Source organism: Pseudomonas abieticivorans, from assembly GCF_023509015.1.
GTDB lineage: Bacteria > Pseudomonadota > Gammaproteobacteria > Pseudomonadales > Pseudomonadaceae > Aquipseudomonas > Aquipseudomonas abieticivorans.
In genome coordinates, this window is sequence record NZ_CP094975.1 from 2,794,160 (window position 1) to 2,821,155 (window position 26,996).

Genomic DNA, 26,996 nt, shown 5'->3' on the forward strand with positions numbered 1-26,996 from the left:
TCCGCGAAGGGGCCGCCGCGGTAGCCTAGATAAACTGCGGCGCGTTTTTCGCGGATAAATCCGCTCCTACAGGGATAGGCTCAAGCCAGGCCGCCGTTGGCGCGCACTATCTGGCCGTTTACCCAACCGGAATCGCTCCCGACCAAAAAGCTCACAACGCTGGCGATGTCTTCCGGTTGGCCCAGGCGTTCCAGGGGCGGCATTTTCGCGAAATGCTGGATCAGCTCTTCGCTCTTGCCATGCAAGAACAGTTCGGTTGCCACCGGGCCTGGGGCCACGGCGTTGACGGTGATCTGCTTGCCGCGCAGTTCCTTGGCGAAAATATGCGTGAAGGATTCCACCGCGGCCTTGCTGGCGGTGTAGATCGCGTACTCCGGCAGGTTCATGGCCATCACCGTGCTGGAGAAGTTGACGATACGCCCACCGTGATTCAGTCGCGTGCCGGCCTCACGCAAGGTGTTGAAGGTGCCGCGGGTGTTGACGGCGAATGTTTGCTCGAAGGCTTCGTCGCTGGTGTCGACCAGCGGCTGGGTCTTGAGGATGCCGGCGTTGTTGACCAGCACGTCGACCTTGCCCAGTTGCACCTCAACCTCATCAAACAGACGCTTCACATCGGTGCTGCTGGCCACGTCGGCCTTGATCGCGACGGCGCGCTGGCCCTTTGCTTGAAGTTCGCCAGCCAATTGCTCGGCTTCCTGGGCGCTGCTTGCATAGTTGATGGCGACGGCGAAACCGTCGGCGGCCAGGCGGCGGGCAATGGCGGCGCCGATGCCACGGGAGGCGCCGGTGATGATGGCAACTTTAGTCATGGGTCGAACCTCTGTCGGGTGGGGATGGGCAGAGGTTCACATGTTTACCCAAGGCGATAAATGCCGCAGAGTCGTCTTTACTGTTCAATATCCGCCAACAATCCAGGAGCCACGATGGATCAGGTTCGAGCCATGAAGATCTTCGTGCGCATCTACGAGCGCAGCAGTTTCACCCAGGCTGCCGACGACCTGAACATCCCCCGCGCCACCTTGACCCACAGCATGAACCAGTTCGAAGCCTGGCTGGGCACTCGCTTGCTGGAACGGAGTACTCGCCGCGTGCGGCCCACGCTGGATGGTGAGGCGTACTACGCCCGCTGCGTGCAATTGCTGGCGGAGCTGGAAGAGGCCGAGCTGGCGTTCAGGCAGGTAGCGCCCAAAGGTCGTTTGCGGGTAGACCTGCAAGGGACATTGGCGAAGAACTTCGTGATCCCGGCGTTACCGGTTTTTATGGCGCGGTACCCGGACATCGAGTTGGTATTGAGCGAGGCCGATCGCTTTGTCGACTTGATTCAGGAAGGGGTGGATTGCGTGTTGCGCGCAGGTACCTTGGGCGACTCATCGCTGATCGGCAAACGCGTGGCGACGCTGGCCCAGGTGACCTGTGCCAGCCCGCTGTACCTGCGCAAGCACGGCGAACCGCAAACCCTGCAGGACCTGGCCCGGCACAGGGCGGTGAATTACCTGTCCAGGGCCACGGGCAAGGCGCTGCCGTTTGAATTCACCGTGGCGGGCGAGGCACTGGAGGTCGAGATCCCTGGCGCCATCTCGGTGTTCGGCACCGAAATCTACGCCGCGTCGGCCATTGCCGGCATCGGCTTGATCCAGGTACCCCGTTACCGGGTAGCAACGCAATTGCAGCAAGGCTTGTTGTGCGAAGTGCTACCGGCCTTCGCACCGCCGCCGATGCCCGTGTCGGTGTTGTACCCGCACAACCGGCATATGTCGCCCAGGGTGCGGGTGTTTGTGGATTGGTTGGGCGAGGTGTTTGCCAAGGCCTGAAGCTAGGGGTGCTTGCCCAGAATCGACTCCAGCAGATCCATGCGTGGCGCCCCCTGTTGTTGCTGCACCCGCCCTTTGTCGTTGTGATAGAAAATCGCCGGAGTGGCCGGTGTACCCAGGTCAGTCATCAGGTCCAGGTTGGCTGCCAATTGATCTTCGACGTTCGCCGGGATTTTATCCAGGCCCGTGAGCGTGCTTTGCTTGCCGGCTTTTTCATGCTGCTGCAACGCTGCGGCAGGGTCTTTGCTGGTGAGCATGGCGGCTGCCTTGGCGGCGCTGTCGGCGCGGATGATGCCGACCATGATGTGGCGCAACTGCACTTTGCCTGCGTCCACCCATGGCCGGGCCTGGTTCCAGAACATCGTGCAATACGGGCAGTTGGGGTCGCTGAACACATACACAATGCGCGGCGCATCGGCCTTGCCGTCGGCGATCCAGGTGCTGTTTTCCAGCCTTTGCCAGTTGGCCTTGTCCATTTCGGCAAACACCAGACGGTCCAGCGGCTCGGCGCTCAGGTCCTTGCCCTGGGCGTCGTACAGGTTGCCGACCAGCGTGTTTTTGCCGTCGGCGGTGAGGTAAACCGCCACGCCTTGTTGCTGGTATTGGGCGGCATAACCTTTCAGGCCGGCGGGCGCGTCGAATTCGCCGTGAAAGGTCAGGCCTTGATCCTGCAAGGCCTTGATGGGCGCGGGCAGGGGGGCGGCATGCAGTGCCGGGGTGCACAGTGCCAGGGTGAGCAGGAGTCGTTTCATCAACCTTGATCCTTGGTAGTGTTCCAGTTGGCCAGGAAAGTGGCGCGGTCGACCAGCCCGGTGATGCGTTGGGCGCGACGTTCTTCACCGTTAGGGCCTAGCCAGATGAGGGTGGGTGGGCCGACCACTTGGTAGCGGTCCAGCAGGGCGCGGCTGGCGGGGGTATCGTGGGTGACGTCGACTTTCAGGCGGCGTACCTGAGCAAGCGCGGCTTGGGTCTGCGGGTGCTGGAAGATGTTTTTTTCCATGACCTTGCAGTTCACGCACCAGTCGGCGGTGTAGTCCAGCAGCACCCACTGGCCGGCCGCTTGGGCGGCGTCCAGTTCTGCCTGCAGCGCCTGGGGTTGGTCGACCTGAGCGACAGGTGGGTTGTTCGTCGAAGTCGCAGCCGCCTGGCCGGTATAGACCTTGAGGGGTTGCAACGGGTCATCCGAGCCGCCGGCGGCGCCGACCAGCATCAGCACACCCCAAAGGCCGAGCATTGTCGCGGCCGTGGTGCCGACCAGGCGATGGCTGACTTTAATCGCCGATGCCGTGGCCGCGCCCAGCGTCAGCAGGGCAGCCAGTAGCAACCAGGTCGCGGGGTCGAGCACCGGGCGCACGACCAGCAGGGCCGTGCCGAGAAACAGCAAGCCGAACACACCCTTGACCAGGTTCATCCAGGCACCGGGCTTGGGCAACAGGCGTTGGCCGACCGTCACCAGCGCCACCAGGGGCAAGCCCATGCCCAGGCCCATGGCGAACAGCACCAGTGCACCCTTCAGCGCATCACCGCTCTGCGCGATGTAGAGCAGGGCGCCGGCCAGTGGCGCGGTCATGCAGGGGCCTACCAGCACACCGGAAAACAACCCGAGCACGCCTGCGCCCAGCAGGCTGCCGCCGCGTTGCCGGCTCCCGGCCTGTTGCAGGCGGTCGCGCAGAGCGCTGGGCAGTTGCAACTCGAACAGGCCGAACATCGGCAGTGCCAGCAGTACGAACAGCGCGGCGAAGGCCCCCAGCACCAAGGGTTGTTGCAGTGTCGCCTGCAGGTTGGCGCCCAACAGCGCCGCCACCACGCCCATGCCGGCGTACACCAGGGCCATGCTGACCACGTAACTGCTTGCCAGCAACACGCTGCGCCGGGTACTGGCGCCGCTGCCCACCACCACGCCGGCCAATATCGGCAACATGGGCAGTGAACAAGGGGTAAAGGCCAGCAGCAGGCCCAGGCCAAAAAACACCAGCAAGCTCAAGCCCAGCGTCCGGCCCTGCAGCCCGCTGGCCAACGCTTGGTCGCTGGCTTGGGGGGCAACGGCAGCGCCGCCCAGGTCAATGACCTGGGTTTGCGGCGGGTAGCACAGGCCAGCGTCGGCGCAGCCTTGCCAACTCAGTTTCACCTGGCCCCTCGCGGTTGCCGGCAGGGTCAGTTCCAGGCTGTCGCGATACACTGGCTGCTCGCCAAAGAATTCGTCATGGTGCGCGATGCCTTCGGGCAGCGCGGGATGTTGGTCGGCCGGCAGCTCGCCGAACAGCAGGCGGTTTTTGTACAGGTAGTAACCGGGGGCAATGTCCCAGTGCAAGCGCTGCTCGCCACTGGCCAGGGTTTCATGGCTCAGGCTGAAGGCGCGGTCGGCGGGCAGGAACCTGGGCTCCACCGCCAGTGGGAACGCCGCCTGGGCGAGGGTGGAAAACAGCAGCATGGCCCATAGGGCGAATAGTTTCATGGGTAAAGGCCTGTCGAAAATCTCGAAAGGCCGAGTATGTCCGGTGGTCATTAACCGGAGATTATGGGCGTCCTGCACGCCCAATGGCCGCGCCCCTGTAGGAGGTTTATCCGCGAAGCCGCCACCGCTTGCCTGGCACACCGCAGTATTCTTTTCGCGGATCAATTTGCGCCTACAGACAAATAGTGTGGCTGGGGTTTTCTGGCGCCCATTCGCAAGCAAGCTTGCTCCCACAGTTGTTGCAAAGTGCTCAACGCCCTTCCAACAGAATGCGGCACGTTGCAGCCAATGTGGGAGCAAGCTTGCTTGCGAAAGGCCGCGCGGGCGGCCGGGCTCAGCATCACTTGCATCGCGGATCAATCCGCTCCTGCAGGTCGTCGTCTTGGGTTATGCGCTTTCGCGTTCGATGAGCTGGCAGTCGAGCAGGTTCAGGCGCTGTGGCGTGCCGCCGGCCAGGCTTTCCAGCACCCGCGTCGCTGCCAGCACGCCAATCTCCAAGGCCGGAGGTTTGATGGTGCTCAGGCTCGGCATCAGCATTTGCGCAAACGGATAATCGCCAAACCCCAGCACGGCGCAGTCCTGGGGTATGCGCAGGCCTGCGCGCTGGCCTGCCAGCAGCCCCCCGGCTGCAAGGTTATCGTTGGCGAAGACGATCGCATCCGGTGGTTGGGGCGCGGCCATCAGCTCGGTCATCGCCTGCTTGCCAGCCTCGAACGGCGCCAGGCCTGCCTGGGGGGCAAATACCCAGGGTTGCAGGCCAAGCTCGGTCATGGTCGCGGCATAACCATCGCGCCGCTCCAAAGCGCTGAAGTCGCCCGACGCGCTGTTCTGCACGAAGGCGATGCGCCGGTAACCCTGGGCATACAGGTAGCGTGCGGCGCTCACGCCGACTTCCACGTGGGAAAAACCAATCTGCAGCGGGCTGCGTTCAGGTCGGTAGTCCCAGGTCTCGACCACCGGCACATCGGCCTCGGCGATCATTTTTTCGGTGGCTTCGCTGTGGAAGTGGCTGGTCAATACCAACGCGGCCGGCGACCAGCCGAGAAACGCGCGCACCGCGCTTTCTTCCTGTTGGATATCGAAGTAACTCGAGGCCAGTAACAACTGGTAGCCGTGGCGGCTCAAGGTATCGCTGAAGCCCTGGATGGTGTTGGCGAATATTGGCCCGGAGATGTTCGGGATCACCATACCGACGATCTTGCCTCGCGCCGAGGCCAAGCCACCGGCCACCAGGTTGGGCACGTAGCCCAACGCATTCACCACCGTGGCGATGCGCTCGCGACGCTCTGGCGAAACCTGCTCGGGCTGGTTGAAGTAACGCGACACGGTGATCGCGGAAACGCCGGCCTGCTTGGCGACGGTGCTCAGCGTTACTCGGCCGGCGCCGCGCCGCTTGCGTTGCTTGTCATCACTCAAAACCGGGCCCCTATCTAACGAAAAAGAATATAAAAGTAATTTTTCAGTATTGGACGGTCTATCGGCCCGTTGTCGATACTACCAATGTTAGCGCTAACAACGTGAATTGTCTGCTACTCGCTCGAGCGAATGCCCAACACACCGGTTTGCGAATCTTCAGGCGCAGTGGTCGTAGAACCGCGGCGGCCAGGGCATACATTCGAGCAGGGCAGGCACATGCAAAACAGAATTGGGGAAGGCTTCAAGATCACCGCGCTGGCCTTGGCCGTGGGCGCCGTATTACCAATGAGCGACGTGTTTGCTGGCGAGGCAAACGCCAGCGATACCGCCCAGGAACCGGTGCTCAAATCGGTAACGGTGACCGCCACCCGTCGCGAGGAATCGCTGCAAAAGGTGCCAGTGGCGGTATCAGTGGTGGACGGTGAGCAACTGGGCCGCGAGAACCGCACCAGCATCGAGAGCATCGTCCAACAGATCCCCACGGTGAACTTCCGTACCGGCGCGTCTAACAAGGACACCTCGTTGTTCATCCGCGGCGTGGGCACCATTTCCACCTCCCCGGGCGTGGAGCCTACCGTGGCCACCGTGGTCGACGGCGTGGTGTACGGCCGCCCCGGCATGGCCACCCTCGACCTGCTGGACCTGGAGCGCATCGAAGTGCTGCGTGGCCCGCAGGGCACGCTGTTCGGCAAGAATGCCTCGGCCGGCGTACTGAACATCATCACCAAGGCGCCGACCGAAGAAACCCACGGCTACGTGGAACAATCCTACTACCAGGGTAACGAAAGCCGCACCCGCTTCGGCATTGGCGGCGCACTGATCCCGGGTGTGCTGAAGGGCAACATCACTACCCTGATCGGCAACTACGATGGCAACGTCGACAACAAGGCCAACGGCCAGGAAGTCAACGGCTACAACCGCAAGGGCGTGCGCGGCAAACTGGAGTTCACCCCCAGCGAAGACTTCAAGCTGACCCTGGCAGCCGACTACATGCAGTCGGCCAGCGACGCACCCAACGGCGTGATCAGCAGCACCAGCAGCACGGCGTTCGCCAATGCCCTGGCCCCGGTCAACGCCAGCAACCACAACCGCAACATCGAGAGCGACTACCGCACCCACGTCGACGACACCAACAAGGGCCTGTCGGCGCAGATGGACTGGAACCTGGGCGACTACACCCTGACGTCGATCACCGCCTGGCGCGGCTGGGACAACACCCAGTGGCAGGACGGCGACCGCCTGGCGACCATCAGCACGGCGTTCCCCGGTACCCAGGACAAGGGCGACCTGAGCTACGACCAATACTCGCAAGAGCTGCGCCTGGCTTCGCCAAAAGGCGAGTTCCTGGAGTACGTGGCCGGCCTGTACTACATGCACGCCAAGGACGACGAAACCTACCAGCGCACCCTGATCACGCCGACGGCAACCAACCAGGGCATCGCCAACTACGGCACCACCAGCAACAGTTACTCGGCATTCGGCGAAACCACGCTCAACTTTACGTCCAGGTTCCGTGGCATCGCCGGCTTGCGCTATACCCATGACGAACTGGAATACGACCACCGCCGGGTAAGCACCTCTGCCACCACCGTCAGTGGTATCCAGCCGAGCACCAGCAGCTCGGGCAGTACCGACGAAGACGGCTGGTCCGGCCGCCTGGGCGTGCAGTACGACCTGACCGACTCGGTCACCAGCTACCTGACCTACTCGCGTGGCTACAAGGGCCCGGCCTACAACGTGTTCTTCAACATGCAGCCGCGTGACACCGACGCACTCAAGCCGGAAACGTCCAACACCTGGGAACTGGGCGTTAAAGCCACCAGCTGGAATAACCGTGTGACCACCAACGTGGCGGTGTTCCACAGCGATTACGACAACTACCAGGCCAACTTCTACGACACCGTGGCGGGGCAAGTCGTGACCCGCCTGATCAACGCCGGCAGCGTGAGCACCGAAGGCGTGGAAGCCGACTTCGCCGTGCAGGCCACGCAAAACCTGAAATTCTCCGGTGCCCTGGCCTACACCAAGGCGCGCATTGACCAGTTCAGTTGCCCAGCAGGTGCCGCCGCCTCGTGCAACGTCAACGGCAAGACCCTGCCGTTCAGCCCGGACTGGAAAACCTACGTGCGCGCCGACTACGACATCCCGCTGGACAACGGCCTGGATATCGAACTGGGCACCGATTACAACTGGCAAAGCGAAGTGCAGTACGACATCAGCCAGAACCCGGACACCAAACAGGGCGCCTATGGCATCTGGAACGCCAGCATCGCCCTGGCCGACTACAGCAATGGCTGGCGCGTGTCGCTGCAGGGCAAGAACCTGCTCGACAAGTCCTACTCGCCGCTGCTGGCCTCGGGCACAGGCTACATCTACCGCGCGGTCCCGCGTGACGATGAACGTTACTTCGGCATTCAAGTACGCAAGGATTTCTAAGCATGAGCCAGGCACCACGACAGCTGAAACTGGGCGCGTTTCTGATGGCCACCGGGCACCACGTGGCGGCCTGGCGGCACCCTGATGTCCCGGCCGATGCCGGCCTTGATTTCGCCCACTACAAGCACCTGGCGCAGGTGGCCGAGGCGGCGCGTTTCGACACGTTGTTTATCGCTGACAGCGTGGCGGCGGCCACCGGTGACATCGCCAGCCGCATGGCCCGCTCCGACCATTTCGAGCCGTTGACGCTGCTCTCGGCGCTGAGTGCGGTCACCGAGCGCATCGGCTTGATCAGCACGGTAACCACCAGCTACAACGAGCCCTACCACGTAGCGCGCAAGTTCGCCTCGCTTGATCACCTGTCCGCTGGCCGCGCGGGTTGGAACCTGGTCACCAGTGACGCTGCGGCCGAGGCCCTGAATTTCGGCCGCGAGCAACACATCGGCCACGCCGAGCGCTACAGCCGGGCGCGGGAGTTCCATGAAGTGGTCACCGGTTTGTGGGACAGCTGGCAGGACGATGCGTTTACGCGTGACAAGGCCAGCGGCCAATACTACGACCCGGCCCGCCTGCATGTGCTCAATCACAAGGGCGAGCACTTTCAGGTCAAGGGCCCGCTGAACGTCGCACGCTCGCCCCAGGGTCGGCCGGTGATCGTGCAGGCGGGCGCCTCGCAAACCGGTCGCGACCTGGCCGCGCAAACCGCTGAAGTGGTCTTTACTGCGCAAACCTCGTTGGCCAATGCCCAGGCGTTCTACGCAGACATCAAAGGCCGGCTGGCGGAGTATGGGCGCGACGAGGATTCGTTGAAAATCATGCCTGGGGTGTTCGTGGTCGTCGGTGCAACCGAAGCCTTGGCGCGGGAAAAATTCGAGTCATTCCAAGCGTTGGTCGAACCCGAAGTGGGCGTCGCGCTGCTAGGGCGTATGCTCGGTAACTTCGATCTGTCCGGCTACCCGCTGGACGGGCCGTTGCCAGAGCTGCCATTGACCGACAGTGGCCAGCAGAGCCGGCAGAAGCTGCTGACCGAACTGGCCGGGCGCGAGAACTTGAGCCTGGCCGAATTGGGTCGCAAAATCGCCGGTGGGCGCGGGCATTACAGCCTGATCGGAACCCCTTCGCAGATTGCCGATCAGTTGCAGGAGTGGTTTGAGCAGGGTGCGGCCGATGGCTTCAACGTGCTGGTGCCGCATTTGCCCGGTGGCCTGGAGGATTTCGCAGACCACGTGGTACCCGAGCTGCAACGCCGCGGGCTGTTTCGCACCGAGTACGAAGGCAAGACCTTGCGCGAGAACCTGGGCCTTAAAAAGCCCATCAATCAATTCGCCACTCACGTGTAGGAGCAAGGCTTGCCCGCGACGGCGTCTTCAAGGCCGTCATCGCGAGCAAGCTCGGCTCCCACAGGATCAAAAGCCTCAAACAAGAAAGGAATTTTGATGACTTACATTGCTGCCGAAAATCGCTACGAGTCTATTCCCTACCGCCGCGTAGGCCGCAGCGGCCTGGTCTTGCCAGCGCTGTCGCTGGGCCTGTGGCACAACTTTGGTGACAGCACACCCATCGATACCCAGCGCGCCTTGCTGCGCACTGCCTTCGACCTGGGCATCAACCACTTCGACCTGGCCAACAACTACGGCCCGCCCTACGGCAGTGCCGAGATCAACTTCGGCCGCCTGCTGCGCGAAGACTTCAAGCACTACCGCGACGAGTTGATCATCTCCAGCAAAGCCGGCTGGGACATGTGGCCTGGCCCGTACGGGCAAGGTGGCGGTTCGCGCAAATACGTGCTGGCCAGCCTGGACCAGAGCCTGCAACGGCTGGGCCTGGACTATGTCGACATTTTCTATTCGCACCGCTTCGACCCCGACACCCCGCTGGAAGAAACCGCCAGCGCCCTGGCCACTGCAGTACAGCAGGGCAAGGCGCTGTACATCGGCATCTCGTCCTACTCGGGGGTTAAAACCCGCGAGATGGCCAAGCTGCTGCAGGAATGGAAAGTGCCGTTGCTGATCCACCAACCGGCCTACAACCTGCTCAACCGCTGGGTGGAAAAAGACCTGCTCGACGTCACCGATGAACTGGGTGCCGGCGTGATCGCCTTCACCCCGTTGGCCCAGGGCCTGCTGACCGACAAGTACCTCAACGGCGTGCCCAAGGATGCGCGGGTGAACAAGCCGGGCGGTGGTTCGCTGCTGCAGTCGCACCTGTCCGAAAGCAACCTGGCGCACATCCGCGCCCTCAACGAGATCGCCCAACGGCGCGGCCAGAGCCTGGCGCAACTGGCCCTGGCCTGGACCCTGCGCGACCCGCGCGTGACCTCGGCACTGATCGGCGCCAGCAAGCCCGAGCAGATCATCGAGAACGTTGGGGCGCTGAAAAACCTTTCGTTTACTGCCGAAGAACTGGCGCAGATCGACCGCTTCGCCGTCGAAGGCGGCATCAACCTGTGGGAAAAGCCCTCCACGGCCGAGTAACCGCTAAACCGGGGGCGTTAACGCGCCCCGCAACCCCTTCCACCTTGCGCATCGGCTAACAGAAAGGCTCCAGCTCCCACAACCTGAGCCCGGCCGATGCGCGCGCGGCATTCGAGCAAGGCAGCGTGGATGCCTGGGGGACCCGTATTCATCGTTGGCGCTGAGCCAGGGGCATAGCCGCCTTTTGGCCAACGGTAAGGCTGCGGTTAATCCTCATGATCGTGGGGACTATGTCGCAATTTGCTGCTACCCTCACAAAATCCGCATGATCGTGAGTATTTACTCTGAAATTAGTGCTGCCAAGCGTAAAACCTCACGGTTGTAAGGATTTGGTCGTCAAACTAATGAGTTTATGCATAAACCGCACGAACATGAGGATTCTGGGAATGTTGCTTCCAGTAAAAACCGCAGATTCACTGGGTTTGATCATGCGAGCCAGCCGCAAAGCCATGTCAATTCGACAGGACGATGCAGCAGGCATGATTGGCATCAGTGAAAATTTTCTGAGCAAGGTTGAGCGTGGCGGTGAAGCGGTGCAGTGGGGCAAGGTATTCCAGGCTTTAGAGGCGTTGGGTTTGAAGCTGAGCGTCGAGGTGCCAGACTCCGTTGCCCAGCAGACCCTGCTGAATATGGCTAAGTACGACGCTACGAAGCTTACAGCCAAACCTGCGGGGCCTCGCTTTTGAGTCGCGAGTTGGAGGTCTGGACCAATGAAGCTTGGGTTGGCACGCTGTCCGAGCAAAACGGTTTGTGGCGCCTTTCGTACAGCGCCCAATGGCTTGCCTCACCGGATCATTACCCAATAGCACCGAGCCTGCCCTTGCAGAAAGAGCCGATTATCGACGGCAGCTCCGTACGCCCTGTGCAGTGGTACTTTGATAATCTTTTGCCCGAAGAGGGCCAACGTATCCTGATCGCCAAGGCTGCGCGGGTAACGGTCGAGGATGCCTTTGGTTTGCTGGCCTGTTTTGGGGCCGAGTCGGCGGGCTCTCTCACCCTTTTGTCACCTGGGCAGGGGCAGGCGCCTGGCAGTCTTGAGCCATTGACGGACGAGGAGCTTTCGAGGCGTATCCGGGAAATGCCGCACGTGCCTTTGGCCGAGCAGGCACAAAAGCGCATGTCGCTGGCCGGTGCCCAGCACAAGGTGGCGATCGTATTGAAGGATGGTGAGTTGTGGGAGCCCACCGGCAGCATGCCCTCCACGCACATTCTGAAGCCTGACCACCCGTCTGAAGAGTATGCCCATTCGGTGATCAACGAGTGGTTTGTTATGACCCTTGCAAGACGGGTAGGTCTTAACGTGCCACCTGTCGTCCGGCGGTATGTTCCGGAGCCGGTCTATTTAATCGAGCGCTTTGATCGTCGTTTTGCGCAAACGCACTGGGAGCGTTTGCACAGCATTGATGCCTGCCAGTTATTGCAGTTGGACCGTGCCTTCAAATACTCCGCTGGCAGCATCCCGAAACTGAATGAAATCGTCCAGCTCTGCACCATGCGCCTTGCAACCACCCAGGCACTTTACCGTTGGGTATTGTTCAACGTACTGATCGGTAATACCGATGCGCATTTGAAAAACCTGAGTTTTTTGATGACGGGCGATGATGTCGAGTTGGCGCCCTTTTACGACTTATTGAGTACTGCCGTTTACGAGACGGCCACGTTTGACAAGCAACGCTGGCCAAGCCAAGTGGAGATGGCCTGGCCCATTCAAGGCACATCCCGAATGGTCGATCAGACGGCCGCTCGTCTTATCGAGGCGGGGCAAGTCATGGGGCTATCGCAGGCCACGGCAACGCGTCAGCTCGCGGCTATGGGTAAAGCGATAAAAGAGCAAGCCGAGCAGCTTCTGACCGAGGTTGAGCAAGGGAACGGGAAGTTGCTTGAGCAGCGTCCTGAACTGGCCGCGACCTTTGCAGGCGAAATGCGGTGCTTGCGTGCAATCGTCTACGTCATCATTCGAGATATGTGTGCCCAGGCGCTGTAGCCGTTCTTCGGGAAACTTCCTACAGCATTCCCGGAAACCCGTATCTAGCTCCCCCTTCCTGACCTGCTTATAGTCCGTCCCGTCGTCGACAGATCAACGACCGGGCCTTGCATCCCGTCCAAGAGATCAGTCCCATAACTGCACAGCAGGCTACCCTGTCTGCTGATGCGTTATGGCAGCTGTGTGTGGGAGGTCTTCGGATCTGCCGGCTACTTGGACCGGTTTGCAAGCCTGCACACAGCTGCCACCCAATCGTCTGCAACGAAGGTGGCTATCGCATCCAAGGAAAGCAATCATGACCGAACACGACGTTCCAACCCGCGTCCTCCTCATAAACCCTCACGCCACCCCTCGCGAACTGATCGAGTTCGCCGACCGCCGTTTCCAATCCATCCGCAACCTGATGGAAAGCCTGTCCCGCATGAACGCCCGTTGCGCCGAGGGTAAAGACCTCAGCGTGGTCGCAGACGTGGCTTATCAGTTGTTGCAGGAGGGGTGCGAGGTGCTGGAGGTTGCGCAGGAGGGGATTGAGTAGCGTTGCGGCGTCTGGTTCGCGGATGAATCCGCTCCTACATGGCCCGTAGGAGCGGATTCATCCGCGAAGGGGTCCGTCAAAACGGCGCATCCCCCAGGATGGTCGCCCGCTGCATCACCCGTCGTGCCGGGCGGTAGTCATCCACGGCGTAATGCTGGGTGCTGCGGTTGTCCCAGAACGCCACGTCGTTTTCTTGCCAGCGCCAGCGGATGAAAAACTCCGGGCGGGTGGCATGGGCGAAGAGGAAGGTGAGCAGGGCCTGGCTTTCGGCCGGTTCCAGTTCGTTGATCTTGGTGGTGAAGCCATCGCTGACGAACAACGACTTGCGCCCGCTGACCGGGTGGGTGCGCACCACTGGGTGGCTCAGTGGCGGGTTTTTGCGCCGGGCTTCTTCCCAGCGAGCCAGGTCTTGAGCTGTGCTGCCGAAGCGCTCCAACGGGAAGCTCTTGGTGAAGTCGTGGGTGGCGGTCAGGCCTTGCAGCAGGGTTTTCAAAGGGGGCGACAGCGCCTCATAGGCGGCGATGCCGCTAGCCCATAGGGTATCGCCGCCATAAGCCGGCAGCAGCTTGGCGCTGAGCACGGCGCCCATGGCCGGGGTGGGCAAAAAGGTCACGTCGGTGTGCCAGATGGCGTTGTCGCGCACGTCGGTGACGGCGGTGTCCAGCACCAGGATTTCCGGCTGCTCCGGCACGTTGGGGTAGATGGGGTGGATGTGCAGGTCGCCGAATTGCGCGGCAAAGCGCGCCTGTTGTTGCGGCGTCACTGGCTGTTCGCGAAAAAACAGCACGTGGTGGTCCAGCAGTGCCTGGGCGATGGCCTCGCGCTGGCCTGGCAGCAAGTCGCGGGAAAGGTCCACGCCGCTGATTTGTGCACCGATGGCCGGGTTCAGCTGGGTAATCTTCAAGCTCATGTTCGTCTCGATGTTCAATGGGCCTGGCCGTGCCACGGCACCAGTTTGCGTTGCAGGGCGCGCAGGCCCATTTCCATGGCGAAGGCGATCAGGGCGATGACTAGGATGCCCAGCACCACCACGTCGGTGACCAAAAACTGCGCCGCCGATTGCACCATGAAACCCAAACCGCTAGTGGCGGCGATCAGTTCGGCGGCTACCAGGGTCGACCAACCCACGCCCAGGCCGATGCGCACGCCGGTGAGGATGTCGGGCAGGGCGCTGGGCAAAATTACGTGGCGGATTAGTTGCGCACGGGTTGCGCCCAGTGACTTCGCGGCGCGCAATTTGGCCGGGTCGACGGTGCGCACGCCGGTGGCGGTGGCGATGGCGATCGGGGCAAAGATCGCCAGGTAGATCAGCAGTACCTTGGACAGCTCGCCAATGCCGCACCAGATCACGATCAGCGGCAGGTACGCCAGCGGTGGGATTGGCCGGTAGAACTCGATCAATGGGTCGAGGATGCCGCGGGCGATGCGGTTGTGGCCGATGGCGATACCTACCGGGATTGCCGTGAGGATGGCGAAACCCAACGCCAGGCCGATACGGCTGAGGCTTGCGCCCAAGTGCTGCCACAAGGTCGATTCCATGTAGCCCTTGGTCGCCAGCAGCCAGCCTTTTTCCAGCACCGCCGAGGGCGGTGGCAAGAACAACGGCTCGATCAGGCCTGCAGCGGTCACGCCCCACCAGATAAGCACGAGGGTGGCCAGGGTCAGCGCGCTGATCCAGCGGGTGCTCAGGCTGCGCTTGAGCGGGATGATCACTTTAGGCCGAGCTTCGGCCGCGGCGGGTAGTTCGTAGCTGCTCATGCCGGCTCCTGGCGCAGGGTGGCGCGTTGGGAAAACACGCGGGCGAGCACGTGTTCGCGGGTTTCGATAAAACGCGGGTCGGACTTGATCGAACGGGCCGACTCACCGGCGCCATAGCGTTGGCCAAAATCCAGGCTCAAGCGCTCGACGATCTGGCCTGGGTTGGGTGCCAGCAGGATCAGGTCAGTGGCCAGGAACACTGCTTCTTCGATGTCGTGGGTAATCAGGAATACCGGCTTGGCGGTGCGTTGCCACACTTGCAGCAACAGCTCTTGCATCTGCTCGCGAGTGAAGGCGTCCAGCGCGCCGAAGGGTTCATCCATCAACAGCACGCGCGGGTCGGCGGCCAGGGCACGGGCCAGGCCCACGCGCTGTTTCTGCCCGCCAGAGAGCTGCCAGATGCGTCGGCCGCCGAAGCCGGCCAGGTCGACCAGCGCGAGCATTTCCCGGGCGCGGGTTTCGCGTTGGGCGCGGGGGATACCGGCCAACTCAAGGCCGAAGCCGACGTTGGCCAGCACGTCTTGCCAGGGCAGCAACGCGTCGTCCTGGAACACCACGCCGCGTTCGGCACTGGGCCCTTTGACCGGTACGTCGTCCAGGGTGATGCGCCCGGCGCTGGGTTCGACGAAGCCTGCGATCAGGTTGAGCAATGAGGTTTTACCGCTGCCCGAAGGGCCCAGCGCCACCAGCAGTTGCTGGGGCCCCAGGCTCAGGGAGATGTCGGCCAGTACCGGTTCGGCGGCGCCGGGGTACTGTGCGCTGATGCGCTCCAGTTGTAGCAGGGCCATGTAGGGTGCTCCTGTGCGCCACCCCTGTAGGAGCGGATTTATCCGCGAAAAGCGCGCCGCGGTATGTCTGAATAACTGCGGCGGGCTTTTCGCGGATTAATCCGCACCACACGAGCGAAGCGATGGGTTATTCGATGAATTTGCCGCTGACGTACGGGGCGTAGTCCGGCAGTACCGCGTCGACCTTGCCTTGCTCCTTGAGGAACGTGGCGGTGTTGGTAATGGCTTGGGTGGTGGGTGCACCCAACGCAGTCACCTGGTCAGCCGCCAGCGGGTAGACGTTGCCCTGCAGCAGCAACGGGATGTCGGCCGCCTTGGCGCCGGACAGCTTCACCAGCTTGTCGACGTTACTTTGGTTGGCCAGCCAGGCTTTCGGGTCTTTGCGGTAGTCGGCGTAGGCATCCAGGGTGACCTTGGCAAACGCCTTGACGATTTCCGGATGCTTGGCGGCGAAGTCCTTGCGCACGATCCAGGCATCAAAGGTCGGCGCGCCGAGCTTGGCCAATTCCCCCGAAGTGATCAGCACCTTGCCGTTTTCCTTGGCCACGCCCAGGGCGGGGTCCCAAACGTAGGTGGCATCGATGTCGCCACGTTTCCAGGCGGCGATGATGGCCGGTGGCGCCAGGTTGAGGATGGTGACTTTGGCCGGGTCGATCTTCCACTGCTTGAGCGCGGCCAGCAGGCTGTAATGCCCGGTGGACACGAACGGCACGGCGATCTTCTTGCCGATCAGGTCTTGTGGCGAATTGATGCCCGAGCCGTCGCGCGCCACCAGTGCTTCGGCGGCGCCGATCTGGGTAGCGATCAAAAAGGTTTCGACCGGCAGTTGGCGAGTAGCGGCTGCAGCCAAGGGGCTGGACCCCACGTAGCCGATCTGTACGTCGCCCGAGGCCACGGCGGTGATCACTTCGGCGCCGCCATCGAACTTGCGCCAGCTGATTTTCGATTGGGTGGCTTTTTCGTACGCGCCATCGGCCTGGGCGACTTTGGCTGGGTCGACGGTGGTCTGGTAGGCCACGGTGAAGTCGGCCGCCTGGGCCAGGAACGAAGCACCGGCCAGCGACAGCGCCGCAAGCAGGCGAAGGGGTTTGAGCGCGAACATGGTGGAGCTCCTGGTCAGACGGCCGGTTAGCCGCTGAGCAGAAGACTAAATGATCTAAGAATCTGTAAATAAATAACTTATTTGCATTAGCTTATTCGGCCTGTACGCCGTCCATGTAGGAGCATCCGCGAAAAGCCCAACGCGGTGCCACAGGTACACCCGAGGCGTGGGCTTCGCGGATAAATCCGCTCCTACACGAGGATGGGGGCGCTGACGTACGGTGAGTAGTCCGGCAAGACACTCTCCACCTTGCCTTGCTCCTTCAAAAACTGCGCCGTTTGCGCAATGGCTTTGGCCGTGCCGCCGTCCAGCAACGCGCTGGTGGCCTAGGCCCAGCAGGGCGGCGGTGGCGAACAAGCGACGGGCGAAAAGGTGTTTGGCCATGAGGGGGCTGCCTTGACGTGTGCGTACGGAATTCAGGGGTGCCAGATACCGATGGTGCTGGCATCGACCGCTTTGGGCAGCAGCCCTGCGGCAAAAAAGGCGTCGGCGATGCTTTGCTGTTCACCCAGTTCGTTGGCCTTTACCGGCACCACTTGGTAACTGCGGTGCAGGTTGGCCGCTTCCACGGTGGCGGTGTCCAGGTTGCCCCACAGCGGGCCTAGGATCTCGGCTGCCTGGCGCGGATTGGCCTTGGCCCATTGGCCGGTTCTCTGCAGCTCGGTGAACACCAGTTTGAGTACTTGCGGGTGGTCTTTGGCGAAGGCGTTACTGGTCAGGTAGTAGCGTTGGTACTGGGCCAGCCCGGTGCCGCCGGCCAGCACGCGGGTTGGCAATTGGCGCTCTACGCCGGTGAGGAAGGGTTCCCAGGTGACCCAGGCATCCACCTTGCCGTTCTCGAAGGCGGCGCGGCCGTCGGCGGGCGTCAGGTAGGCAGGCTGGATGTCGGTGAATTTCAAACCGGCTTTGTTCAGGGCGGCGATCAGCAGGTAGTGGCTTCCGGCGGCCTTGGTCACGGCGACCTTCTTGCCCTTGAGCTCGGCCAGGGTTTTGATCGGCGAGTCGTTCTGCACGACGATCGCCTGGGCTTCCGGCGACGGGGTTTCGCGAGCGAAGTAGGTGAGGTGGGCGCCAGCCGCTGCCGCGAATATCGGCACGGTGTCGGCCACGTCGGCGCTGATGTCGACGTTGCCCACATTCAGCGACTCCAGCAGCGGCAGGCCGCTTGGAAATTCATGCCAGCTGACGTCGATGTGCTGTTCGGCGAGCTGCTTTTCCAGGGTGCCCTGGGTCTTGAGCAAGGTGATCAGGGTGGAGGATTTCTGGTAGCCGATGCGCAGCGTTTCGTTGGCCTGCACCGGCACGGCGAAGATGACAAAAAGCGCAGCGGCCAGGCTGCTTTGTAAAAATGATTTCACTGTGGGTGTGCCAGCGGACATCGAACACCTCGCCCGCCGATGGCGGAAATGGGGGTATGGGAACGAATTGTCCGGTTGACCGGTGGATGCAAAGCTAATCGATCTAAAAAATACTCTGCAAAGACTATTTAGTAATTAGCTTATGGGCCGATAGCGTCTCAGGGCCATAAGTTTGGGTAAAAGTTCCAGTTATTCCTTTTTAATCTTAAAATGGCTGAAACAATTCTTTTTCGAAATGTGAATTTGAATTTACCCTGCATGCCCAGAAAAGGACGTCGTTAGACCTTGGTCGCAACCCGACCGGAAGGCGTTGACTCACCAGTCACGTTTTGGTGCTAATCGCGCATCTGTGGCAGACCGGACAGAAGATCCGGCGCCAAAGAACACAAAAATTAGAATCGTTACAGGAGCAAAACAATGTTCAAGTCCAAAGTGGCACTCGCCGTTGCGGTTGGGGTTCTGGCTCAGCAAGCTGGTGCAGCTGGTTTTATCGAAGACAGCAAACTGTCCGTCAGCTCGCGCACCATGTATTTCAACAACGACAACCGTGAGCACAACAGCTCGAACCAGAATGAGACAGCTCAGGGCTTCAAGCTCGACTATCTGTCTGGTTTCACTCAAGGCGTGGTTGGTTTTGGTGTTGACGCCCAAGCGTTGTGGGGCATCCACCTTGATGGCGGCAAGGGCACCCACCCTGACAACAACACCTTCTTCCCAAGCGACAGCGACGGTTCTTCGGTTAGCGACTGGGCCCGTGCCTCGGCTAACGTGAAGGCGCGTGTTTCCAAGACCGAAGCTCACGTGGGTGGTGCTCTGGCGCCAAACCTGCCAATTTTGGTTTCCAACGATGGTCGTCTGCTGCCGCAGACGTTTGATGGCGCGACCATCACTTCCAAGGAAATCGACAACCTGACCATCAACGCAGGTCAGTTGGAACATGCCTACGGTCGTGCTTCGAGCAACAGCACCGGCCTGGCCGTTGCTGGTGGCTTCCGTGACAGCAACAAGTTCCAGTACGGCGGCTTGGACTACAAAATCACCAAGGACTTGCTGGTTCAGTACTACTACTCGAACCTGCAGGACTACTACAAGCAGAACTTCCTGGGCCTGGTCCACGTGCTGCCGATCAGCGAAGGCCAGTCGTTCAAGACTGACCTGCGTTACTTCGACAGCAGCTCCGACGGCAAAAACGGTGAAACCGGCTACGCCTTCAACAACAACGGCGGCTACGCCAAGCACGCTGGCGAAGTGGACAACACCACCTGGTCCGCCATGTTCACCTACACCCTGGGCAGCCACGCAATCTTGCTGGGCCATCAGCGTGTAAGCGATGACGGTGGTTTCGTCTGGACCGGTGAAGGCAACGTGCGTAAAGACGGTTCCACCAGCAGCCTGGAAGGCAACGGCGGTTCGAGCTTCTACCTGTTCACCGACAGCATGGTCAACCAGTTCGCCCGTGCCGGTGAGAACACCACGTTCGGCCAGTACACCTATGACTTCGCCAGCCTGGGCGTTCCCGGCCTGAAGGCTTCGGTAGCTTACCTGCATGGCGACGACATCAAGGCCACCAGCGGTACTGGCAGCGATGCAAGCGAGTGGGAACGCGACATGCGTATCGACTACGTCGTGCAAACCGGCTACTTGAAAGGCTTCGGCACCAGCCTGCGTCAAGGTACCTACCGTACCAACGCCACTGGCGCCAGCGATACCGACCAAACCCGCTTGATCTTCAACTACACCTACAGCTTCATGTAAGTCGTAGCTGAAATTAAAAAGCCCGCCTGGACCCCATCCTCGGCGGGCTTTTTATTGCCTGTGGTTCAGCGTTGCAGGGCCGGTTGCTGCAGCCGCTTGCGCCCATAGAACGCCAGCGCCGTGAACAGGGTGCACAGCCACACCATGATCATCCCCCAAGGGGTGTGGGACATGAAGTGGATGCCCTGAAAAACCCGGATGGTGCCGTACACCACGCCCATTGCCAGCGCCACGTACAACACCTTGCGCGCATGCTGCCAGCGTTGGCGCAGCGCCACGAAGTACAGCGCGACTATGCTGAAACCCGTGACGGCGTGGCCGCCCGGCCAGCAACGGCCGGTGCCCTTGGGTTCGTGCAGCAGGCTGAAATTCTCGAACCAGTGCATCATTTCCTGAGTGCCACCGTAGGGCAGGGTTTGCACCGGGCAGTAGATATTGGTGTGCACTTTGAGAAAGCGGGTCATGCCGGAGTCGATGGCGAAAGCCACCACCACGAACAGAAAATCGCGCCGGTGACGGGTGATGAATTGCAGCACCGGGACCATTTTTACCCGTTCAAGAAAAGCGATGGCCTTGCTGTGGCGATCGGCCTTGAAGCGCGGCCATACAAACGATAACAACGAGCCAATGATCGCCAGGGTGCTGGTGGTGTCCGGGATAATCGACGTCCAGTTGTGCGTGAAGTGTTCGAACAGGCCGTTGGACTGCAGCGGGAAGTGCTGGCCACCCAACTGATAGAGCTGGTCGCCGAACCATCTGTCCAGCGAGGTGAGGTCGAACACCACGAAAGTGAGCACGGCGCACAACAGTGGCAACCCTAGATTCCAGGCATAGAAAAGCCCGCGCTGTCGAGCCGGGCTTGAGGTGTTCAGGCTTTCATCTGCATTCAATTATGGATGACCTTGTTCCAATCCTCGGCATTGATGCGGCCGAGCGGCGCCACGCTTTCGTCTTGTGAATTGACCGTGACGAACAGGGCTGAACCATAGCCTGGTTCGTCTGAGTCACTGAGTTCCAGCGATCTTTCAAAGCGTGCGATGCACTCGCTGTGCGTCACCACGATCAGGTTGCGCTGGTTGGTTTTATGCGCCAGCACGGTTTGCATCATGCTTTTGCTGCAACTGGTGGACAGCCAGTCCTGGGCGGTATTGGCCTGGCCGAACATGTAGTGGGCGGTTTGCTCGGCGCGGGTCATGGGGCTGGTGTAGATGTCGGTGGTGGCCAGGTTCATGCGCTGCCAGTAGGGCGCCACGTTGCTGGCCGACTGCATGCCGCGCACGGTGATGCCATCAGGTTGGCCCAGGCACTGGGCGCTGGAGTGGTCGCACCGCTCGGCGTGGCGTACCAGCACGATGACTTCGCCCTTGGCCCAGGCGTCGTGCAGATGGGCCAATTGCAGGGCATTGGCGTGGGCCAGGTTGGCCGGTGTTGCCGGCCCCAGCAGCCAGGTCACCGACAGCGCCACCAGCAGGCAGGCCAGCACGGCCGCGCCCACACGTCGCTGGCGCCGCAACCAGGCGGTGCTGAGCGGGTAACGGGTCGTGTACTTTTTAAGGACTGACTCCACCAGGGGAAATCTCCGGGGTAGCTGGGTTGGGCCGCTTGGCCAGCTGCGGGCCTAGACTGGGTTGTTAAGCGTCAAAAAGAAGTGAAATAGCTGTGAAAATGAAATGATGCAGGGTTGATGTTGCAAATCAGCGATGAATGGAGGGGGTGTTGGTACAAATATTTTTTATTCCATAAAGGTATAAATAAATCGATATTTATTCTTTTTAAATAGTTAAGAAACCCTGCACAGTGAGGCCATACGAACTCAGCCCAAGGAGCTGCACATGAGCCTCAGACTCGGCGATATCGCCCCCGATTTCGAACAGGATTCCAGCGCTGGAAAGATCCGTTTCCATCAGTGGCTGGGCGATAGCTGGGGCGTGCTGTTCTCCCACCCCGCCGACTTCACCCCGGTGTGCACCACCGAGCTGGGCTTTACCGCCAAGCTCAAGGATGAATTCGCCAAGCGTGGCGTGAAGGCCATCGCGCTGTCGGTCGACCCGGTGGATTCGCACCACAAGTGGATCGAGGACATCAACGAAACCCAGGACACCACGGTGAATTTCCCGATTTTGGCCGACGCCGATCGCAAGGTGTCCGACCTGTACGACCTGATCCACCCCAATGCCAATGACACGCTGACCGTGCGCTCGCTGTTCGTGATCGACCCGAACAAGAAAGTGCGCCTGACCATCACTTACCCAGCCAGCACTGGGCGTAACTTCCACGAGATTTTGCGAGTGATCGATTCGCTGCAGTTGACCGACAGCCACAAGGTCGCGACCCCGGCCAACTGGCAGGACGGTGACGAAGTGGTGATCGTGCCGTCGCTCAAGGATGAGGAAGAGATCAAGCGCCGCTTCCCCAAGGGATACCGTGCGGTGAAGCCCTACCTGCGACTGACCCCGCAACCGAACCGCGAATAACTGCCCGCGCCTGAAAACGAAATTGAAGATCGCCATGACAGGGTTTAGGGCCGCGCATACGGCCCCTTTTTTTGCGCATTCGCTCATATTCATTCAAGGAATAACCAAATGAATAAATATGATTTATGGATATATGAGTAGGCTGTTAAGGTCTGCCCATCTCTTTGAAGGAAGTGCCGAAATGCTCGTGGTATCCCTGGGTGGCAGTCCTAGCCTGCGCTCGCGCTCCGGTGTGTTGCTTGAACGGGCAGGGCAGTGGTTGCAGCGTCAAGGCGTAGAAGTGGTGACGTTTCAGGTACGGGACTTCCCGGCCGAAGACTTGCTGCATGCGCGCTTCGACAGCCCGCAGGTGCTCCACTTCCTGGAATTGGTAGAAAAGGCGGACGGTTTGCTGGTGGCCACGCCGATCTACAAGGCGTCGTTTTCCGGTGCCTTGAAAACCTTGCTCGATTTGCTGCCCGAGCGTGCGCTGAGCCACAAGGTGGTTCTGCCGATCGCTACCGGTGGCAGCATCGCCCACATGCTGGCGGTGGATTACGCCTTGAAGCCGGTGTTGGCCGCGCTCAAGGCCCAGGAAATGCTGCAGGGGATCTTTGCTGACGACAGCCAGATCGCCTACGGCGAAGGCAGTGCCGCGGCGCAGTTGGCGCCCGCGCTGGAACAGCGCCTGTACGGGGCCCTGGAAGAGTTTCGCAATGACATGGCCCGGCGGCCCAAGCCGCTGGACCCTGGCATCCTGAATGAACGGTTGCTGAGCGCTCGCTGGAGCATCTGAACCGACATCGCTTTACTGGCCTTACTCGCCCGCCAACGGGCAAGCAGGTGCAGCCAAAAAACTTTTGCCAAGAAGGAGCGCGCCATGCGCACAGTCTTTTTGCGTCAAGGTCTGGTCGCCCTGTTTGCCGCGGCTTTTTCCTTGGTCGCTATTGCCCAGGCCCAGGCTGATACCCTGCGCATCGGTTACCAGAAATACGGCACCTTGGTGCTGCTCAAGGCCCGCGGCTCGCTGGAAAAGCGCCTGGCCGCGCAGGGCGTGCAAGTGCAGTGGACCGAGTTCCCCGGCGGCCCGCAATTGCTCGAAGGCTTGAACGTCGGCTCCATCGATTTCGGCGTGACCGGTGAAACCCCGCCCGTTTTCGCCCAGGCCGCCGGCGCCGACTTGTTATATGTCGCCCACGAGCCGCCGGCTCCGACCAGTGAGGCAATCCTGGTGCCCAAGGATTCGCCGATCAAGTCGGTGCAAGACCTCAAGGGCAAGAAGGTCGTGCTTAACAAAGGCTCCAACGTGCACTACCTGCTGGTGCGTGCGCTGGAAGACGCGGGCCTCAAATACACCGATATCCAGACCGTATTCCTGCCGCCTGCCGACGCCCGCGCGGCGTTCGAGCGTGGCAGCGTCGATGCCTGGGTGATCTGGGACCCGTACCAGGCCGCCGCCGAACAACAGTTGCAGGCACGCACCCTGCGTGACGGCAAGAACCTGGTCGACAACAACCAGTTCTACTTGGCAACCAAGCCTTACGCCCAACAGCACCCTGAAGTGATCAGCACGTTGGTGGACGAGATCCGCAACGTGGGCGAATGGTCCAAGGCCAACCCCGATCAGGTGGCCAAGGAAGTGTCGCCGCTGCTCGGCCTGCCGGTTGATATCGCCCTGACCACCGTCAAGCGCCAAGGCTTCGGTGCGCAGTTCCTGAGCCCAGACGTGGTCGCGGCGCAGCAGAAAATCGCCGACAGCTTCTACCAGCTCAAGTTGATCCCCAAGCAACTGAGCATCAAAGACGTGATCTGGACGCCGCCGGCCAAAGTGGCCACCGCACCTTAATTACCCCCACAGGCCGGGGCGCCGCCCCGGCTTGAGCCTTCCTTAGGAGACAACTCCATGAGCCTCAACATTTTCTGGTTCCTCCCAACCCACGGTGACGGCCATTACCTTGGCACCTCCGAAGGGGCCCGCGCGGTCGACCACGGCTACCTGCAGCAGATCGCCCAAGCCGCTGACCGCTTGGGCTTTGGCGGGGTGCTCATCCCTACCGGGCGGTCCTGCGAAGACTCCTGGCTGGTGGCAGCCTCGCTGATCCCGGTGACCACCCGCTTGAAGTTCCTGGTGGCCCTGCGCCCGGGGATCATCTCGCCAACCGTGGCCGCGCGCCAGGCCGCGACCCTGGATCGTTTGTCCGGCGGCCGCGCCTTGTTCAACCTGGTGACCGGTGGTGATCCCGACGAGCTGTCCGGCGACGGCCTGTTCCTCAGCCACGAAGAGCGCTACCAGGCTTCTGTCGAATTCACTCGCATCTGGCGCCGCGTGCTGGAAGGCGAAACCGTCGACTACGACGGCCAGCACATCACCGTGAAGGGCGCCAAGCTGCTCTACCCGCCGATCCAGCAGCCGCGCCCGCCGCTGTACTTTGGTGGCTCCTCGGACGCTGCCCAGGACCTGGCCGCCGAACAAGTCGAGATGTACCTGACCTGGGGCGAGCCACCGTCGGCTGTCGCGGAAAAAATCGCCGAAGTAAGGGCCAAGGCCGCCAAATTGGGCCGCACCGTGCGCTTTGGTATCCGCCTGCATGTGATCGTGCGTGAAACCAATGCCGAAGCCTGGCAGGCCGCCGAGAAGCTGATCTCCCATGTGGATGACGAGACCATCCAGCGCGCCCAGGCGTCGCTGTCGCGCTTCGACTCGGTAGGCCAGCAGCGCATGGCCGCCCTGCACGGTGGCAGCAAGGACAACCTGGAAGTGAGCCCCAACCTGTGGGCCGGGGTTGGCCTGGTACGCGGCGGTGCCGGCACGGCGCTGGTGGGCGATGGCCCAACCGTGGCGGCGCGGGTCAAGGAGTACGCGGCACTGGGCATCGACACCTTCATCTTCTCCGGCTACCCGCACCTGGAAGAGTCCTATCGCGTGGCTGAATTGCTGTTCCCGCACCTGGACGTGAACCGCCCCGAAGTGCCGCAAGGCGCCAGCTACGTCAGCCCGTTTGGTGAGATGGTCGCCAACGACATCCTGCCCAAAGCCGCCGCGCAAGGCTGAGGGCCGCACGCATGAGTCGTATAGGCACTAATGTTCTGTATCGGCTGGCGCCCTGGGCGCTGCCGGTGCTGTTGATCGCGGTCTGGCAGTTGTCGGTGAGTGCCGGTTGGCTGTCTACGCGCATCCTGCCGGCACCCAGCGCGGTGGTCGAGGCAGGCGTGGCACTGGTGCGCAGTGGCGATATCTGGACCCACCTGGCCATCAGTGGCTGGCGCGCCGGGGTGGGCTTCGCCATTGGCGGCGGCCTGGGCCTGGTGCTCGGTTTTGTCACCGGCTTGTCGAAGTGGGGCGAGCGCCTGCTGGACAGTTCCATGCAGATGATCCGCAACGTGCCGCACTTGGCGCTGATCCCGTTGGTGATCCTGTGGTTTGGCATCGATGAGTCGGCGAAGATTTTCCTGGTGGCCTTGGGCACGCTGTTCCCGATCTATCTGAACACTTATCACGGTATCCGCAACGTCGACCCGGCGCTGGTCGAGATGGCGCGCAGCTATGGCTTGTCCGGCTTCAGCCTATTCCGCCAGGTGATCCTGCCGGGCGCCTTGCCATCGATCCTGGTAGGCGTGCGGTTTGCATTGGGCTTGATGTGGCTGACGCTGATCGTTGCCGAAACCATCTCGGCCAGCTCCGGCATCGGCTACCTGGCGATGAACGCCCGGGAGTTTTTGCAGACCGACGTGGTGGTGGTCGCGATCATTCTGTACGCGGTGCTGGGCAAGCTTGCCGACCTGGCCGCCCGCGGCCTTGAGCGTGTCTGGTTGCGCTGGCACCCGGCGTACCAAGTTGTCAAAGGAGGTGCGGCATGACCGTGCTCAACGAGCGACCGCCACGCCTGCTGCGCGGCATTCCGCTGGCCGTGCAAAATGTGCAAAAGGCCTTTGGCGAGCGCCAGGTGCTGCGCGACATCGACTTGCACATTCCAGCCGGTCAGTTCGTCGCCATCGTCGGCCGCAGCGGCTGTGGCAAAAGTACCCTGTTGCGCCTGCTGGCCGGGCTCGACAAGCCCACCCGCGGTGCGCTGCTGGCCGGCTCCGCACCGCTCAGCGAATCGCGTGACGACACCCGGCTGATGTTCCAGGAGGCGCGCCTGCTGCCCTGGAAGAAGATCATCGATAACGTCGGCCTGGGCCTTAAAGGCAACTGGCGCCCACAAGCGCTGGAGGCACTGGAAGCGGTGGGCCTGGCCGAGCGTGCCAACGAATGGCCGGCGGCCTTGTCCGGTGGGCAGAAGCAGCGGGTGGCCTTGGCCCGAGCACTGATTCACCAACCACGCCTGTTGCTGCTCGATGAGCCGTTGGGGGCCCTGGACGCGCTGACCCGCATCGAGATGCAACAGCTGATCGAGCGCCTGTGGCAAACGCACGGCTTCACCGTGCTGCTGGTGACCCATGACGTCAGCGAGGCCGTGGCCATCGCCGACCGGGTGATCCTGATCGAAGACGGCGAAGTCGGCCTGGACCTGCTGGTCGACCTGCCACGCCCGCGGGCCCGTGGTTCACATCGCCTGGCTGCACTGGAAACCCAGGTGCTCAACCGTGTGCTGGAATTGCCTGGTACCCCGCCCGAACCCGAACCGAGCGCACCGCTGCCCACGCAGCTGCGCTGGGCGCTCTGACTAT

25 protein-coding genes and 2 pseudogenes are annotated in these 26,996 nt (G+C 61.6%); 15 read left to right on the top strand and 12 right to left on the bottom strand.

All coding sequences use genetic code 11. From position 1 onward, the window contains the following. Nucleotides 1-80: 80 nt before the first annotated feature. The gene (locus L9B60_RS12585) at nt 81-809 is read right to left on the bottom strand and encodes an SDR family oxidoreductase (protein ID WP_249679081.1); all 729 of its coding nucleotides are present in this window, start codon (nt 807-809) and stop codon (nt 81-83) included. Nucleotides 810-923: 114 nt separating this feature from the next. Between L9B60_RS12585 and L9B60_RS12590 the strand changes: the two genes are divergently transcribed. Next, on the top strand, nt 924-1,811 hold the full coding sequence (locus tag L9B60_RS12590) for a LysR family transcriptional regulator (protein ID WP_249679083.1): 888 nt from the start codon (nt 924-926) through the stop codon (nt 1,809-1,811). 2 nt (nt 1,812-1,813) lie between these two features. Here L9B60_RS12590 and dsbG read toward each other — a convergent pair whose 3' ends face one another. From dsbG to L9B60_RS12605, 3 genes are all read right to left on the bottom strand, one after another. Further along, nucleotides 1,814-2,563 carry a thiol:disulfide interchange protein DsbG gene (gene dsbG, locus L9B60_RS12595; RefSeq protein ID WP_249679084.1) on the bottom strand — a complete coding sequence of 250 codons (750 nt, stop codon included), beginning with the start codon at nt 2,561-2,563 and terminating at the stop codon, nt 1,814-1,816. Then, nucleotides 2,563-4,266: a protein-disulfide reductase DsbD gene (dsbD, locus tag L9B60_RS12600; RefSeq protein ID WP_249679086.1), complete on the bottom strand. Its 1,704-nt coding sequence runs from the start codon at nt 4,264-4,266 to the stop codon at nt 2,563-2,565. The genes dsbG and dsbD overlap by 1 nt, the downstream gene beginning before the upstream one ends. A gap of 387 nt (nt 4,267-4,653) precedes the next feature. Beyond that, complete coding sequence (locus L9B60_RS12605; RefSeq protein ID WP_249679088.1) at nt 4,654-5,682, bottom strand: LacI family DNA-binding transcriptional regulator; 1,029 nt, start codon at nt 5,680-5,682, stop codon at nt 4,654-4,656. Between the two features lie 285 nt (nt 5,683-5,967). On the opposite strand from L9B60_RS12605, the gene L9B60_RS12610 reads away from it, so the two are divergent. The 7 genes and pseudogenes from L9B60_RS12610 (at nt 5,968) to L9B60_RS12640 (ending at nt 13,111) form a co-directional block, all read left to right on the top strand. Beyond that, entirely contained in the window at nt 5,968-8,118 is a 2,151-nt protein-coding gene (locus L9B60_RS12610) for a TonB-dependent receptor (RefSeq protein ID WP_249679730.1), read from the top strand. Nucleotides 8,119-8,120: 2 nt separating this feature from the next. Then, entirely contained in the window at nt 8,121-9,458 is a 1,338-nt protein-coding gene (locus L9B60_RS12615) for an LLM class flavin-dependent oxidoreductase (protein WP_249679089.1), read from the top strand. A gap of 96 nt (nt 9,459-9,554) precedes the next feature. Then, a complete protein-coding gene (mgrA, locus tag L9B60_RS12620; protein ID WP_249679090.1) occupies nt 9,555-10,592 on the top strand; it encodes an L-glyceraldehyde 3-phosphate reductase in 1,038 nt (345 codons plus the stop codon). A 59-nt stretch (nt 10,593-10,651) separates the two neighbouring features. Then, nucleotides 10,652-10,791: pseudogene (locus L9B60_RS12625) on the top strand (aliphatic sulfonate ABC transporter substrate-binding protein); the annotation flags it as partial. A gap of 187 nt (nt 10,792-10,978) precedes the next feature. After that, nucleotides 10,979-11,278 carry a helix-turn-helix domain-containing protein gene (locus L9B60_RS12630; protein WP_249679091.1) on the top strand — a complete coding sequence of 100 codons (300 nt, stop codon included), beginning with the start codon at nt 10,979-10,981 and terminating at the stop codon, nt 11,276-11,278. 8 nt (nt 11,279-11,286) lie between these two features. Continuing rightward, nucleotides 11,287-12,576, top strand: coding sequence for a HipA domain-containing protein (locus L9B60_RS12635; protein WP_249679093.1), 1,290 nt, complete (start codon nt 11,287-11,289; stop codon nt 12,574-12,576). A 295-nt stretch (nt 12,577-12,871) separates the two neighbouring features. Continuing rightward, nucleotides 12,872-13,111 carry a hypothetical protein gene (locus L9B60_RS12640; RefSeq protein ID WP_249679094.1) on the top strand — a complete coding sequence of 80 codons (240 nt, stop codon included), beginning with the start codon at nt 12,872-12,874 and terminating at the stop codon, nt 13,109-13,111. 76 nt (nt 13,112-13,187) lie between these two features. Here L9B60_RS12640 and tauD read toward each other — a convergent pair whose 3' ends face one another. From tauD to L9B60_RS12670, 6 genes and pseudogenes are all read right to left on the bottom strand, one after another. After that, nucleotides 13,188-14,021: a taurine dioxygenase gene (tauD, locus tag L9B60_RS12645; RefSeq protein WP_249679096.1), complete on the bottom strand. Its 834-nt coding sequence runs from the start codon at nt 14,019-14,021 to the stop codon at nt 13,188-13,190. Between the two features lie 14 nt (nt 14,022-14,035). Next, nucleotides 14,036-14,869, bottom strand: coding sequence for a taurine ABC transporter permease TauC (gene tauC / locus L9B60_RS12650; protein WP_249679097.1), 834 nt, complete (start codon nt 14,867-14,869; stop codon nt 14,036-14,038). Next, nucleotides 14,866-15,657: a taurine ABC transporter ATP-binding subunit gene (tauB, locus tag L9B60_RS12655; protein ID WP_249679098.1), complete on the bottom strand. Its 792-nt coding sequence runs from the start codon at nt 15,655-15,657 to the stop codon at nt 14,866-14,868. Before tauB ends, tauC begins: the two co-directional genes overlap by 4 nt. Before the next feature lie 127 nt (nt 15,658-15,784). After that, complete coding sequence (tauA, locus tag L9B60_RS12660) at nt 15,785-16,759, bottom strand: taurine ABC transporter substrate-binding protein (protein WP_249679100.1); 975 nt, start codon at nt 16,757-16,759, stop codon at nt 15,785-15,787. Nucleotides 16,760-16,950: 191 nt separating this feature from the next. Further along, nucleotides 16,951-17,073, bottom strand: a pseudogene (gene tauA / locus L9B60_RS12665) (taurine ABC transporter substrate-binding protein); the annotation flags it as partial. A 102-nt stretch (nt 17,074-17,175) separates the two neighbouring features. After that, a complete protein-coding gene (locus L9B60_RS12670; RefSeq protein WP_438866104.1) occupies nt 17,176-18,138 on the bottom strand; it encodes an aliphatic sulfonate ABC transporter substrate-binding protein in 963 nt (320 codons plus the stop codon). Nucleotides 18,139-18,534: 396 nt separating this feature from the next. On the opposite strand from L9B60_RS12670, the gene L9B60_RS12675 reads away from it, so the two are divergent. Next, entirely contained in the window at nt 18,535-19,872 is a 1,338-nt protein-coding gene (locus L9B60_RS12675; RefSeq protein WP_249679103.1) for an OprD family porin, read from the top strand. A 65-nt stretch (nt 19,873-19,937) separates the two neighbouring features. Here L9B60_RS12675 and L9B60_RS12680 read toward each other — a convergent pair whose 3' ends face one another. Then, a complete protein-coding gene (locus L9B60_RS12680; protein WP_249679104.1) occupies nt 19,938-20,762 on the bottom strand; it encodes a phosphatase PAP2 family protein in 825 nt (274 codons plus the stop codon). Next, complete coding sequence (pmrG, locus tag L9B60_RS12685; protein ID WP_249679107.1) at nt 20,759-21,439, bottom strand: lipopolysaccharide core heptose(II)-phosphate phosphatase PmrG; 681 nt, start codon at nt 21,437-21,439, stop codon at nt 20,759-20,761. The genes L9B60_RS12680 and pmrG overlap by 4 nt, the downstream gene beginning before the upstream one ends. A gap of 265 nt (nt 21,440-21,704) precedes the next feature. Between pmrG and L9B60_RS12690 the strand changes: the two genes are divergently transcribed. The 6 genes from L9B60_RS12690 (at nt 21,705) to ssuB (ending at nt 26,992) form a co-directional block, all read left to right on the top strand. After that, nucleotides 21,705-22,346: a peroxiredoxin gene (locus L9B60_RS12690; RefSeq protein WP_249679119.1), complete on the top strand. Its 642-nt coding sequence runs from the start codon at nt 21,705-21,707 to the stop codon at nt 22,344-22,346. A 181-nt stretch (nt 22,347-22,527) separates the two neighbouring features. Further along, on the top strand, nt 22,528-23,121 hold the full coding sequence (gene ssuE, locus L9B60_RS12695) for an NADPH-dependent FMN reductase (RefSeq protein ID WP_249679124.1): 594 nt from the start codon (nt 22,528-22,530) through the stop codon (nt 23,119-23,121). An 84-nt stretch (nt 23,122-23,205) separates the two neighbouring features. Next, nucleotides 23,206-24,171, top strand: coding sequence for a sulfonate ABC transporter substrate-binding protein (locus L9B60_RS12700; RefSeq protein ID WP_249679127.1), 966 nt, complete (start codon nt 23,206-23,208; stop codon nt 24,169-24,171). A 57-nt stretch (nt 24,172-24,228) separates the two neighbouring features. Then, nucleotides 24,229-25,377 carry an FMNH2-dependent alkanesulfonate monooxygenase gene (gene ssuD, locus L9B60_RS12705; RefSeq protein WP_249679128.1) on the top strand — a complete coding sequence of 383 codons (1,149 nt, stop codon included), beginning with the start codon at nt 24,229-24,231 and terminating at the stop codon, nt 25,375-25,377. A gap of 11 nt (nt 25,378-25,388) precedes the next feature. Continuing rightward, nucleotides 25,389-26,183, top strand: a complete 795-nt coding sequence (ssuC, locus tag L9B60_RS12710) for an aliphatic sulfonate ABC transporter permease SsuC (RefSeq protein WP_249679130.1) — start codon at nt 25,389-25,391, stop codon at nt 26,181-26,183. Continuing rightward, on the top strand, nt 26,180-26,992 hold the full coding sequence (gene ssuB / locus L9B60_RS12715) for an aliphatic sulfonates ABC transporter ATP-binding protein (RefSeq protein ID WP_249679132.1): 813 nt from the start codon (nt 26,180-26,182) through the stop codon (nt 26,990-26,992). The genes ssuC and ssuB overlap by 4 nt, the downstream gene beginning before the upstream one ends. The last annotated feature ends 4 nt before the right edge of the window (nt 26,993-26,996 follow it).

Excerpts from the sequence above, each read along its gene's own strand:
- L9B60_RS12585 (WP_249679081.1), bottom strand. The coding sequence starts at position 809 with ATGACTAAAGTTGCCATCATCACCGGCGCCTCCCGTGGCATCGGCGCC.
- L9B60_RS12590 (WP_249679083.1), top strand. The coding sequence starts at position 924 with ATGGATCAGGTTCGAGCCATGAAGATCTTCGTGCGCATCTACGAGCGC.
- dsbG (WP_249679084.1), bottom strand. The coding sequence starts at position 2,563 with ATGAAACGACTCCTGCTCACCCTGGCACTGTGCACCCCGGCACTGCAT.
- dsbD (WP_249679086.1), bottom strand. The coding sequence starts at position 4,266 with ATGAAACTATTCGCCCTATGGGCCATGCTGCTGTTTTCCACCCTCGCC.
- L9B60_RS12610 (WP_249679730.1), top strand. The coding sequence starts at position 5,968 with ATGAGCGACGTGTTTGCTGGCGAGGCAAACGCCAGCGATACCGCCCAG.
- L9B60_RS12615 (WP_249679089.1), top strand. The coding sequence starts at position 8,121 with ATGAGCCAGGCACCACGACAGCTGAAACTGGGCGCGTTTCTGATGGCC.
- mgrA (WP_249679090.1), top strand. The coding sequence starts at position 9,555 with ATGACTTACATTGCTGCCGAAAATCGCTACGAGTCTATTCCCTACCGC.
- L9B60_RS12630 (WP_249679091.1), top strand. The coding sequence starts at position 10,979 with ATGTTGCTTCCAGTAAAAACCGCAGATTCACTGGGTTTGATCATGCGA.
- L9B60_RS12640 (WP_249679094.1), top strand. The coding sequence starts at position 12,872 with ATGACCGAACACGACGTTCCAACCCGCGTCCTCCTCATAAACCCTCAC.
- tauD (WP_249679096.1), bottom strand. The coding sequence starts at position 14,021 with ATGAGCTTGAAGATTACCCAGCTGAACCCGGCCATCGGTGCACAAATC.
- tauC (WP_249679097.1), bottom strand. The coding sequence starts at position 14,869 with ATGAGCAGCTACGAACTACCCGCCGCGGCCGAAGCTCGGCCTAAAGTG.
- tauB (WP_249679098.1), bottom strand. The coding sequence starts at position 15,657 with ATGGCCCTGCTACAACTGGAGCGCATCAGCGCACAGTACCCCGGCGCC.
- tauA (WP_249679100.1), bottom strand. The coding sequence starts at position 16,759 with ATGTTCGCGCTCAAACCCCTTCGCCTGCTTGCGGCGCTGTCGCTGGCC.
- L9B60_RS12670 (WP_438866104.1), bottom strand. The coding sequence starts at position 18,138 with ATGTCCGCTGGCACACCCACAGTGAAATCATTTTTACAAAGCAGCCTG.
- L9B60_RS12675 (WP_249679103.1), top strand. The coding sequence starts at position 18,535 with ATGTTCAAGTCCAAAGTGGCACTCGCCGTTGCGGTTGGGGTTCTGGCT.
- L9B60_RS12690 (WP_249679119.1), top strand. The coding sequence starts at position 21,705 with ATGAGCCTCAGACTCGGCGATATCGCCCCCGATTTCGAACAGGATTCC.
- ssuE (WP_249679124.1), top strand. The coding sequence starts at position 22,528 with ATGCTCGTGGTATCCCTGGGTGGCAGTCCTAGCCTGCGCTCGCGCTCC.
- L9B60_RS12700 (WP_249679127.1), top strand. The coding sequence starts at position 23,206 with ATGCGCACAGTCTTTTTGCGTCAAGGTCTGGTCGCCCTGTTTGCCGCG.
- ssuD (WP_249679128.1), top strand. The coding sequence starts at position 24,229 with ATGAGCCTCAACATTTTCTGGTTCCTCCCAACCCACGGTGACGGCCAT.
- ssuC (WP_249679130.1), top strand. The coding sequence starts at position 25,389 with ATGAGTCGTATAGGCACTAATGTTCTGTATCGGCTGGCGCCCTGGGCG.
- ssuB (WP_249679132.1), top strand. The coding sequence starts at position 26,180 with ATGACCGTGCTCAACGAGCGACCGCCACGCCTGCTGCGCGGCATTCCG.